At 67.4% G+C, this 10,679-nt stretch carries 10 protein-coding genes and 1 pseudogene; all 11 read right to left on the reverse strand.

The genetic code is table 11. The annotated features are described in order from the left end of the window. Window positions 1–157 precede the first annotated feature (157 nt). Window positions 158–1,078, reverse strand: coding sequence for a LysR substrate-binding domain-containing protein (locus ACVWY1_RS01705; protein ID WP_457377703.1), 921 nt, complete (start codon window positions 1,076–1,078; stop codon window positions 158–160). 99 nt (window positions 1,079–1,177) lie between these two features. After that, window positions 1,178–2,134, reverse strand: coding sequence for a peptidylprolyl isomerase (locus ACVWY1_RS01710; protein WP_214501747.1), 957 nt, complete (start codon window positions 2,132–2,134; stop codon window positions 1,178–1,180). Continuing rightward, on the reverse strand, window positions 2,131–2,607 hold the full coding sequence (locus tag ACVWY1_RS01715; protein WP_038706233.1) for a YbjN domain-containing protein: 477 nt from the start codon (window positions 2,605–2,607) through the stop codon (window positions 2,131–2,133). The genes ACVWY1_RS01710 and ACVWY1_RS01715 overlap by 4 nt, the downstream gene beginning before the upstream one ends. A gap of 28 nt (window positions 2,608–2,635) precedes the next feature. After that, on the reverse strand, window positions 2,636–3,283 hold the full coding sequence (locus ACVWY1_RS01720) for a DNA repair protein (protein ID WP_457377704.1): 648 nt from the start codon (window positions 3,281–3,283) through the stop codon (window positions 2,636–2,638). A 15-nt stretch (window positions 3,284–3,298) separates the two neighbouring features. Further along, on the reverse strand, window positions 3,299–4,996 hold the full coding sequence (locus ACVWY1_RS01725; RefSeq protein WP_214501748.1) for a putative porin: 1,698 nt from the start codon (window positions 4,994–4,996) through the stop codon (window positions 3,299–3,301). A gap of 38 nt (window positions 4,997–5,034) precedes the next feature. Beyond that, entirely contained in the window at window positions 5,035–5,709 is a 675-nt protein-coding gene (locus ACVWY1_RS01730; protein WP_046855394.1) for an energy transducer TonB family protein, read from the reverse strand. An 8-nt stretch (window positions 5,710–5,717) separates the two neighbouring features. Next, window positions 5,718–6,143, reverse strand: coding sequence for an ExbD/TolR family protein (locus ACVWY1_RS01735; protein WP_046855393.1), 426 nt, complete (start codon window positions 6,141–6,143; stop codon window positions 5,718–5,720). 10 nt (window positions 6,144–6,153) lie between these two features. After that, on the reverse strand, window positions 6,154–7,956 hold the full coding sequence (locus ACVWY1_RS01740) for a DUF2341 domain-containing protein (RefSeq protein WP_457377705.1): 1,803 nt from the start codon (window positions 7,954–7,956) through the stop codon (window positions 6,154–6,156). 40 nt (window positions 7,957–7,996) lie between these two features. Further along, entirely contained in the window at window positions 7,997–9,547 is a 1,551-nt protein-coding gene (locus ACVWY1_RS01745) for a ShlB/FhaC/HecB family hemolysin secretion/activation protein (protein ID WP_457377717.1), read from the reverse strand. A gap of 280 nt (window positions 9,548–9,827) precedes the next feature. After that, window positions 9,828–9,927 (reverse strand): annotated as a pseudogene (locus ACVWY1_RS01750) (transposase); the annotation flags it as partial. Between the two features lie 395 nt (window positions 9,928–10,322). Next, on the reverse strand, window positions 10,323–10,511 hold the full coding sequence (locus tag ACVWY1_RS01755; RefSeq protein WP_457377706.1) for a hypothetical protein: 189 nt from the start codon (window positions 10,509–10,511) through the stop codon (window positions 10,323–10,325). Between the last annotated feature and the right edge of the window lie 168 nt (window positions 10,512–10,679).

Raw genomic sequence — 10,679 nt, forward strand, 5'->3', positions numbered from 1 at the left:
GCAAATACGACCAATAAATCGCGAGCGATTTTTGCGCTCAGGCAAGGCGTCGCGACGAGTCGTAGCCCAGCTACGGCGAGGAGCGACAACGCCGCATGAGCGCAAAAAGCGCCGCGAGTTATGGTCGTTATTTGTGAAACACCACACTAGGCTGCCCCTAACGACCGGCAAACCATTCCCGGCGTTCCTCGAACGCGGCCCGGATCGCCCCGACCATCACCTGCACCAACGGATCGGCTTCGGTGCGCTCATCGACCGCCAGCCACACGCGCCGGCGCATCGGCTCGCGGAACAACCCCGGCAAGGCCAACAGGCCACGATCCAGATGCGCCGCGTAGTGCGGCAGCAAACCGACACTGGCGCTGCACTTGATCAGCTGGCAGTACATCTCGTAGTCCTGGATCTGCGTCACGCCGGCCGAGCGGGTGCTCAACAGCGTCTGCCAGGGCGTCAACGCCTGCACGCCGACCTCGCCTTGCCATTGCACCAGCATGTAGTCCTGCAGGTGCGCCAGGCTGGTCGGGCGGTTGGCCTCGCGGGCATAACGCTTGGCGATATGCGGCAGGTATTCGAGGGTGGCCAGGGCTTCGGCGGTGGTGTCGGCAAAACAGCCGCTGCGGGCGCTCTGGTCAAGGTCGCCCAGCCATAACGCCACATCCGCGGCCTGCTCGGGTACCTGGCGGCCATCGAGCGTGGCCACCTCCAGGCGCATGCCGGCATGCTGGCGCACGAAGTTGATCAGGTTGCGGCCCAGCAGGTCCTGCAGCAGTGGTTCGGCCACGGCCAGGCGCACACTGGCGCTGGCTTCCCGCGGCGCTGGCACCACCGGTTCGCGGGCCTGGAGCACCTGCTGCAGGCGCTCGCCCTGCTGGCTGAGCACCGGGTTGTTGTTGCGGTTGACGAACAGGCTGTAGCCCAGGAGTGCCTCCAGCGCCGCCAGGCGCTTGCGCAGGGCCACCGGTTTGAGGTTGAGCCGCCGTGCCGCCTGCATGAAACAACCGCAGCGCGCGGTGACCAGAAAACAGTTCAACGTCTGCTCGTCCAGGGCCAGCGGCACCTGGGGGCGAACGACGGGCACGCTGGTATCCGGGGCTCGCCCCCGGGACAGATCGATAGGCATCCCTCGCCTCCCGCAGGCCCGCCTTGGCAGGCCCGCTTCTTCCATGGTTGTAGGCGACTAGCGGCTGCTTTCCAGCACCTGGTTGAGCGCCGCGCCGTCGATGCTGAGGGTGGCAGTGTCGAACATGCCCTCCACATAGGCCTTGGCCACCTGCTCCTGGCGCTGGGCACGCAGCACCTGGCGCAGGCGCGGGGCCACCTCGTCGAAGGTCGCCGCCCGGGCCGGCTGCTGTTCCACCAGCTTGATGATGTGATAGCCCGCCGCGCTCTGCACCGGTTCGCTGACGCTGCCCACCTTGAGTTTCGGCACCACCCCGCGCACCTCCGGCAACAGTTGCGCCAAGGCCTGCAGGCCGGTATCCCCGCCGTTGGCGGCGGTGCCGGCATCCTGCGAATGCTCGCGGGCCAATGCGCCAAAGTCCGCATCCGCGGCCTGGGCCTGCTTGGCAAGGGCCTGGGCCTGCTTGCGCACGGCCTCGTCATCCTTGGGGTTTTCCACCCGCAGGAAGATCTGGCTCAGGCGATAGCGTGCCGGCAGTTGCAAACCAGCCTTGCCTGCCTCGTAGGCCTGCTTGAGCTCGGCCTCGGTGGGGTAGTCATCGGACACCTTGCTCACCGAGTCGAGGTAGTCGCGCAGGACAATTTGCTCGGTGGCCGCGCGGGTCTGCACCTGGATCTCCGGACGCTGCAACCAGCCTTGGGCTTCGGCCTGCTGGTACAGGGCCTTTTCCGCCAAGCGGGCGCGGATCCAGGCCTCCAGTGCCGGTCGGTCGCCGCGCAGGCTGACGCGGGCCTCTTCGGGCAACTGGGCGAACAGCGCCTTGAGCTCGCCGCTGCCCACCTGTTGCTCGCCAAGGCGCGCCAGCACCGGGCCGTTGTCGGTGGCCACCAGGGTAGCGGGCGAAGCCGGGCGCGCCGCTGCCACCGGCTCGTCGCCCGGGCGCAATGCCAGGGCGACTGCCACCGCGACAACGGCCAGCGCGCCAGCGCCGGCCCACAGGGTTCGCGCCGTCACGAAGCGCTCACCGCATCGCTGGCCACCTGCTCGGGCGCCGTTTCGGCGACATTGCGGCTGTAGTCACGCAGGTAGACGATGAACTCCTGCAGCAGGCGATCCCACAGCAACAGGCTGCCAAGCAGGTGCTTCTCGCTGACGCCGTCGGCAACCACCACGTCCTTCTCCATTACCAGGAACTCGCCCTGTACCGACAGGCGGGCGAAACGCCGGGTGGCGTTCCAGCGCTCGGCCAGGCCCGCGGGCAGCTCGCCCTGGATACGCAGCGCGCAACTGAAGGTGAAATCGAGGAACTCGCCTTCCTGGTTCAGCGCCCGGTTGCCGAAACGTACGGCGTAACCCACGCCCTGGCTGGCGCTGAGCAACTGCACCACGGCATTCTGCTCGGTGCGATTGACCCGGCAGCCGGCATCCTGCAGCAGCTTGGTCAGGGAGTCGGCGCTAACGGTTTCGATCAGGGTGACTTCGGTCATGTGCTTACTTCCTTGCGTTGAGAAAACGTCACTGGGTCACGCCCGTGGGGGCGTCGAACTGGCTTTCGTAGAGTCTGTCGCCATAGGCCTGGGCCAGCTCCTCGAAGCGGACCCGGGCCGAGCCGGCAAAGGGCTGGCGCATCTTCATCACATCGGCGATATCGACCTTCTCAAAGGCGGCCAGCATCTCCTTGGCCACCCCGTACATCTGCTGGTTGCGCGCCTGGCACTTCTGCACCTGGCCATCGCGTTCGGCCAGTTGTGCCTGCAGGCCGGCACGCTCGCTTTCCTTGGCGCGCGCCATGCCCAGCAGTTCGTCATAGGCCTGCTTGTACTTGTGCAGTTGTTCGTTGCTGCTGGCCACCAGCGCCTGGGCCTGGCTGTGCACGGCCTGCTGCTGGCCGGCGAGCTGTTCGCTCTGGCCGCGCGCCTTGGCCAGTTGCGCGGTCAGCTCGCGCACCTGGCCCAGGGCCGCGTCGCGTTGCTGTTCCGCCGCCTGGCGGGCGGCGCTGGCCTGGGCCTGCTCGCTCTGCAGGGCCTGCAGCTGTTGCGTGGTGCTGCGCAGCTGGGTGCGCAGGCGCTCTTCGAGGGTTTCGGCCGACGCCGAGGCGGCCAGGCTTGCGCCCAGCGCCAGCATCAACCAGGCGCAACGATGGCGATAGACTCCCTTGTTCATGCCCGTGCTCCTTCCCTAGAACCGCGTGTTGACTTCAAGTTGTAGCACATCGATGTCAAACGGCGCGCCGTAGACTGCCTCGCTGCTCAACCAACGGGCTGTAGCGTAGACGTTGTCGGCCAGGCCGTAGTTGCCACCGAGGAAATAGCCCTTGGCGTTGGTGCCGCCGAGGTGGAAGCTCGAGTCGTTGAACCCGTCCGGCAGTGCGTCAGGCTCGATGCGCTTGTAGCCGGCGAACAGGTTCCAGTCGCCGGCCTTGCGCATGTCCAGGGCGTTGCCCAGGGTGAACTGCAACATCCAGGCGTCGCCGCCGCTCTTGATGTTGCCGTTCTCGTCGATGTTGTTGGCCAGCTGGCCGGCCGAACGCTTGCGCATGTCGCCCTCGTCGTAGGCCAGGTTGTGGATGTAGTCGGCCTGGCTGCGCAGCTTGAAGTCATGGGGCAGGTCGGCATCCCACACCAGGTTCAGGTCGAGCAGTTCGAACTCCGAGGCGATGCCGACGAACTGCGGCTGCGGCGTGGCCGCCGGGTTGGCCGGATTGGGCGTGATGTCGCGCAGCAGGAACACCGTGTTGCCCTTCTGCATGAAGGTCGGGCGGGTCTCGTCGCTGTCGCAGGCCGGCTGGCCATCCCAGGGCGCACAGGGGCTGGAGCGCTCGCCGGCGATGTCGTCGAAGCGGTAGTAGGCCATCGCGCCCTTGAGGCGGTGATGGTCGTTGAGCGCCCATTTCGCGCCCAGCTGCGCGCCGTACAGCCACTTGTTGTCGCTGTCCTCCTTGTCCAGGCCGTTGCTGCTGGCGCTGTCGTCGCTGTACTGCACAGGGAACGCGCCGACGGTGCCGAACAGGCTGAGGTCGCGGTTCAGCGGCTGGTCGAAGATCGCCGCCACGCCATCGAAGTTGAGGTCGTGGGAATAGAGGATGTCGGTGGACATGAACGGATTGGCGATGCGCCCGCCGGTCAACGTCAGTCGCTCGCTGGGCGTCCAGGTGACATAGCCCTGGTCGAGCCAGATGTCCTTCTTGCCGAAGCCGCCACCGAGGTTCTGGGTGGTCGACACCGGGTTGTTGTTGGAGCCGGTGGCGACACGGATGCCGGCCACCCAGTTGTCCGCCAGCTGGGCCTTGAGGCCGAAGCGCGCGCGCAGGCGCAGGAGGCTGTCGCGGTCCTCGCGGGTGTTAAGCAGCGGCGGCAGGGTCGAGCCGCTGTTGGCGTTGACATCGTACGGGCCCTTGTCGTTGAGCTTGGCGAAGTCGACGATCTCGTTGCTGTTGCCATCGGCGTAGCCGCGCGATTCGTAGCGCAGGCGCAGGTCGCCGTCGAAGCTGATGCGCGAGGCCCAGTCGGGGAAAGTGTTGGGCGCGGCCCAGTTTTCCTGCTTGGCGGTGTTCATCACCTCGGCCTTGATCTCGTCGCGGATCTGCTGACGGACGATGGCCGGCACATACTGCACGCGCACTTCGCCGTTGGCCGCGGGGGCCTGGGCGACGATCGGCGCGGCGCTGACAGCCCGCGCCTGCTGGGCCTCGCGCTCGGCCTGGGCGATCAGCGCATCGGCCTTGTCCTGCTTGAGCACGCCCTGCTCCACCAGCAGGCGGATCAGGTTGACGGTCGCGTTCTCCGACGGCGCGGCGTGGGCGACGGCCGGACCGACCGCGGTGGCGGCGGCCAGCAGGCCGAGCGCCAGGGTCAATCGGTTGACTGGGCACTTCATGGGTTTGCAGCTCCTGTGGGTCAGTCGTGCTTCGTTGTTCATGGCCGGCGCCCCTGCAGGGCGATCTTCACCGGCAAAGTCAGGTTGGCCGGCGGGCGCTGGTCGAGGGCGCGGGCGCCGCGCAGGGCGGCGAGCACCTGGGCGTCCACCTCCGGCTCGCCGCTGCCGCGCAGCAGCTCGACCCGGGTGATCTCGCCGGCGGCGCTGAGCCAGATCTCGGCCTGCAGGTTGAACACCAGGTTGCGCAGCTCGGGGTTGTCGCGCAGCAGGCGCTGGAAGGCATAGGCCAGGTACTGGCTGTAGGTGCCGCTGCCCAGGCCGCCACCGCCGCCACCGGCCATGCCGCCGCCCTTGCCAGCACCGACGTTGAAGCTGTCGCCGCCCGCTTGGGCGTCGCCGTCCATCTGCATGGGGTCGGCCAGGTCCTGGGCCGGGTCCGGCGCGTCCTCGGCGGGCTTGACCTCCTCGGCCTCAGGCACCGGCTGCGGCTCGACGATCTTTTCCTCGACCGGTGGTTCAGGCTCCTTGGGCGGCTCGGGCGGGGGCGGCGGTGGAGGCGGCGGCAGCGGGATGATCGCCGGCACCTTGGGCGCCTCGCGGCGCACCCCGGCCATGTCGTTGGCCCACTGCCACAGCAGCCAGGCCAGGCCCGCGCCAGCGACGGCGAGCACGGCCCAGGTCAGCAGGCGGCGGAAGTTGGCTTTAGGTTCCATGCCTGCCCTCACCCCTGGTTCGGCTTGCCGGTGACCAGCCCGACCTGGGCCAGTTCGAGACGGCGCAGCAGGTCGAGCACCTCGACCACTTTCTGGTACTGCACACCCGCGTCACCGCGCACGATCAACGGAAAATCCGGGCTGCGCGCCTTTTCGCTGCGCAGGCGGTCCTCCAGCTCCTGCAGCGTCACCGGGTAGGCGTCGAGGAATACCTGGCCGGCATCGTTGATCGAGATCGCCTTGGTCTTGGGCTGGGCCAGCGACACCGTGGCGCTGGCCTTGGGCAGTTGCACCTGGATCCCGGAGACCTGCGCGGTGGCGGTGAGGATGAACATCACCAGCACCACCATCAGCACATCCACCAGCGGGGTGATGTTGATGCTATCGACCGCGGCGTCGGCGTCGTCGTCTTGGGCGTTGTTCACGGATGCCATGGCTGCCTCCTCACGCCGGGATCGACGGGTTGACGCTGCGCCCGGCCGGACGCAGCGCCGCTTCACCGGCCTGGCCCTCGCCGTGCAGCTCGGCCAGACGGGTGATGAACTCGTCGACGAACACCCGCATGTCAGCGCTGACTTCGCGGTTGCGCGTGGTCAGGCGGTTGTAGCCGAACAGCGCGGGGATGGCGACGAACAGGCCCATGGCGGTGGCCAGCAGCGCCGCGGCCATGCCCGGGGCGATGGCGTTGATGTTGACGTCGCCGGCCATGGCAGTGCCGAGGAACACCACCATGATCCCCAGCACCGTGCCCAGCAGGCCGATATAGGGGCCGCCGGCGATGGCGTTGGACAGGGTCGACAGTTTCGCCGACAGCGCCTGGTTCTCGCGGGTGCGCACGCCGTCCATGGAGCAGCGGATGGCCTCGATGGTGGCCGCGGACACTTCACGGGTGTCGGCGCCCTGGGCGCGGCGGGTGCGGATTTCCTGCACCGCCACCAGGTACAGGCGCCACAGCGAGGAGTCAGTCAGTTGCTTATGCAGGTCCTGATCGTCGGCGAACTGCTCGAGGCGCGTGCCGACCGTGGCGAAGCGCTCGCGAAAGCGCGTATTGGCGGCGGTGACGCGGTTGAGCGTGCGCTGCTTGCGCAGCATGATCACCCACGACTGCACCATCATCAGCACCAGGACAGCGATGATTACCCAGGCGTCCACCGGCACCGCCTTGAGCAGGAAGCCCAGGCCGCCGAAGCCGAAGCCGGATTGTTCCTCGTCGACGCCATAGACCACCAGGCGCGACTCGGCACCCTGGGCCAGCACGTCGGCCTGCAGGCTGGCCTGGCTGCGGGCGACGCGGGAAACACGCAGCTCGTCCAGGGCGCCGACAAAGGTCGCGTAGTGGCCGGCGGCCTCGCCCTCGGCCGCTGGCAGGTCGCCACCGATGCCGATGGCGCCGCTGAAGGCCGCCAGGCTCGCGGCCAGTCGCGCGACCGGCTGGCCTTCGAGCAGCAGCGTGAGGTTGCCCTCGCCCACCAGCGCCAGATGCTGCCATTGGCCGGCGCCGAGCGCCTGATTGGCGGCGGCACGCTGGCCGTCCACCTCGATGAAGGGCACGCCTTCGGCCAGGCCGAGCAGCAGGCTGTGGCCGGCCTCGCGGCGTGCCAGCAGCAGTTGCTCACCCACCGCCTGGTCCTGGCGCATCCAGGTGCTGAAGCTGAACGCCGCGCCCGCCGGCAGTTGCAGCGAGGCGCTGGCGGGCAGTTGCAAGGCTTGTCCCCCGAGCTGGATGGCCCGGCCAATCACACCATCGACACTGACCGTTGGTCCTTGCAGCTGGTTACCGTAAGGACTGGCGTCACGGGCGGTGGCACCGTCGAAGTGGTAGAGCGCGGTGTAGTCGGCGTCGAAGCTCGGCTGGCCGGCGGGTGCCTGGGCCTTGGGGTTGCCGTAGTACATCCACAGGTCCTGGCGCTGGCCAGGCTCGATACGCGGCACGTCGACCCAGATCAGCGCCATGCCCATCAGTGGATCGAACTGCTCGACATGGTGGTTGAGCACGGTCTTGTCGTCGGCAGCGACGAAGCGGATGTCCGCGCCGGTTTCGCTGACGCCGTCGAAGCTGAAGTTGCCGGTGTGCAGGCGCACCAGCAGCGCGGTGCGGCCCAGCGCCTGGGTCAGGCCGGCGCCCTGGGGCGTGGTGTCCACGGCGATCTGCTTGCGGTACATCCAGTCGTCCTGCCACCAGGCACTGGCGCTGCCCGGCAGGGCGAAGCCCAGGCACAGCAGCAAGGTCAATATCAGGCGTTGCATGAGAGGTCTCCAGGCCGATGCCGGTCAGTAGGTCAATCGTTCAGAAAGTCGCCTGCACGCTGAAGTGCACGCGGGAAGCGTTCTTGTCGGTGTTGGGGCCGTCCTTGAGCGGCACGGCCCAGTCGAGGCTGCCGGACAACCAGTCGTTGAGCGTGGCGCGGGTGCCGACGCCGACGCTGGCCAGGCTGTAGCTGTCGTCCTGCTCGGGCAGTGCGTCCTGCAGGCGCAACTGGGCACCCTCGGCGAACAGGTAGAAGCGCCAGTCGCTGATGTAGCTGCCGACGTAGCGGCCAATGGAGGGGGTGCGCAGTTCCTGGGAGAACAGCAGGCCGTCGTCCCCGGTGCGTTCGGCGGCGAGATAGCCGCGCACCGAGGTGGCGCCACCGGCGGCAAACTGTTCGTTCGACACCAACGGCCCCGAGGCCAGCTGGAAGGCCAGCTTGGAGGCGCTCTGCCAGGCGCCGGCGAAGTCGAAGGTGTAGCTGCCGTCGCCCTTGAGCGCGGCGAAGCTGGAGTCGGCGCGGTAGCGCTTGTAATCGAACTCGGAATCGTCGCTGCCATAGCCCAGCAGGCTGCGCGTCCCGGCCACCAGGCTCAGGCCGAGGCTCAGCTGGTCCTGTTCGGTGAAGCGGTAGCCGGTATAGCCCAGGGTGATCGGGGCGTACTTGAGCGGGACCTTGTCACTGCCGCCGCCCAGGCCGACCTGTTCGTCGAAGTCCTTGAAGTCCACGCCGATTGACAGGGCGTTGGCCCAGGCGCCGACGCCCGGCAGGTTATAGATTGCCGAAACGCCGTAGGAATGGCCCTTGCCCAACACATTGGTACCGCCCACCGTGGCGACGTTGCTGTCGGAGTGGTAGCCGGAGAACTGCACGGTCCAGCGCTCGTTCAGCGGCGCGGCGTAGGACCCGGACCAGACCTCGGCGTTGTCACGGTCCTGGGGCGCGGTGAACCAGGTCAGCGAGACGCTGTGGCCGGCCTGCCAGAGGTTGTTGTAGCCCAGGCTGACGACACTGCGCAGCTTCTCGGTATCGGCGCTGTGGTCGTTGTTCAGGCCCAGGCTCAGGTTCCAGGGTTGCTTGTCCTCGACCTGCAGGTCGACGTCCATGGTGCCCGGGCGCTGGCCTTCGCGCACCAGTGGCATGACCTGCCGCCCCGGGGCACGATTGAGCGTGGCCAGCTCGTTCTGTACCTGGGCGAAATCGGGGACCTTGCCCTCCTCCAACGCCGGCACCTGTTCACGGATCTCCAGCGGCGAGTAATGCTTGGCACCCACCACCCGTACCCGCCCGACCTTGGTTTCGCTCACCTGCAGGTAGACCACGCCGCCTTCGACCTTCTGCTCGGGCAGCTCGACGAACACCGACTGGTAGCCCCGGGCCTGATAGCTTTTCTGCAACGCCTCGCGGGCGCCTTCGAGGTCGGCCAGGGTCTTGTCCGGCCCCAGGTAGGGATAGACCGCCTCTTCGATGGCCTGGGCGTCGAGCACGGTGTTGCCGCGCACCACGTATTCGTTGATCTCGACCCGGCGCTGCGCCTCGTTCGCGGCCACCTCGACCGCCAGCAGGCACAGCAGCGCCCCTGCGCCCATGCCGCATCGCTTGAAGAAAAAATGCTCCACACCGCCCCCTTGAGCGCCAGGAATTCGTTGGTTTGCTAGTGGTTGTCGCTGGGTGCGGCCTGACCTTGGTGGCGGGCCAGCCAGCTGTGCAACAGGGCCAGGTTGAGGCTGAACTCGGGCATGGCCTGCAGGCTCGCGCCGAGCACTTCGTCGACCATGCGCTGCAGCAGCGAAACGGCCATGGCGCTGCCCAGCAGCACGCCGAGGTCATGGCTGAACAGGCTGAAGTTCCACACCCGCGATTTCAGCTCCAGGCCGGTGAACCAGCGGAACAGCAGGTTGTAGTTGAGCTGCTCGTAGAGCTGCTTCTCGCTGGGCACCGAATACAGCAGCTGCAGCAGCAACACATGCATCAGCGTGCGCGGGGCGATGATCATGCCCTGCTGCTCGGCCAGCAGCGCCAGCGCGGGCTGGTGCGCCTCCAGCAATGCCTCTATGCGCGGCTTGAGCAGCGCCAGCGAATGGCCGGGCGGCACGCAGCTGGCCACCTCGCGGAGGGCGCCCTGCCAGTCGTCCTGGGAGACGATCCATACCCAGGGGGCGCCGTAGCGGTAGACCGAGACGGGCTGCTTGCGGGCGGCCTCGACGATCTTGGCCAGACGCTGGTCGAGCTCCTGCATTCCCACTTTCGTGTAGCGTTCCATAGTGCCCATTGCCCCGCTCCCAGGCCGGTTCTCAAGGCTTCATCGGCCTGATGGCCAGGTGCCTTGTTGGTGTCCATGGCTTTGACGGGGGTGGCGGATTGCTACCGAAGTTTTGTCATGAAAGGTTCATCAGAGGGGGTGGTTTCGAGGGGGTTGGGGTTGGGGTCGGGGTCGGGGTCGGGGTCGGGGTCGGGGTCGGGGTCGGGGTCGGGGTCGGGGTCGGGGTCGGGGTCGGGGTCGGAAGTGATTGTTTTGATTTTTGTTTGCGCATTCGTAGAAGATGTCGACATCTAGTCACCTTTCCGCCCTTACGGCGGGTCCCTTTTTGAAGGATCAAAAAGGAACCAAAAAATCCTGGCTCCATTCATACGGCCCCTGCGCTTCGCTCCGGGGTTCCCTCGCTCCGTTCTTGCTCCCGTGGGTACCGCGCTGTACGCCCCATCCTGGGGCGCAGCGCT

Source organism: Pseudomonas sp. TE6288 (genome assembly GCF_054062095.1).

Coding starts and splice junctions, on each gene's coding strand:
- ACVWY1_RS01735 (WP_046855393.1), bottom strand. CDS start 6,143: ATGGCATCCGTGAACAACGCCCAAGACGACGACGCCGACGCCGCGGTC.
- ACVWY1_RS01725 (WP_214501748.1), bottom strand. CDS start 4,996: ATGAAGTGCCCAGTCAACCGATTGACCCTGGCGCTCGGCCTGCTGGCC.
- ACVWY1_RS01740 (WP_457377705.1), bottom strand. CDS start 7,956: ATGCAACGCCTGATATTGACCTTGCTGCTGTGCCTGGGCTTCGCCCTG.
- ACVWY1_RS01745 (WP_457377717.1), bottom strand. CDS start 9,547: ATGGGCGCAGGGGCGCTGCTGTGCCTGCTGGCGGTCGAGGTGGCCGCG.
- ACVWY1_RS01720 (WP_457377704.1), bottom strand. CDS start 3,283: ATGAACAAGGGAGTCTATCGCCATCGTTGCGCCTGGTTGATGCTGGCG.
- ACVWY1_RS01715 (WP_038706233.1), bottom strand. CDS start 2,607: ATGACCGAAGTCACCCTGATCGAAACCGTTAGCGCCGACTCCCTGACC.
- ACVWY1_RS01730 (WP_046855394.1), bottom strand. CDS start 5,709: ATGGAACCTAAAGCCAACTTCCGCCGCCTGCTGACCTGGGCCGTGCTC.
- ACVWY1_RS01755 (WP_457377706.1), bottom strand. CDS start 10,511: ATGTCGACATCTTCTACGAATGCGCAAACAAAAATCAAAACAATCACT.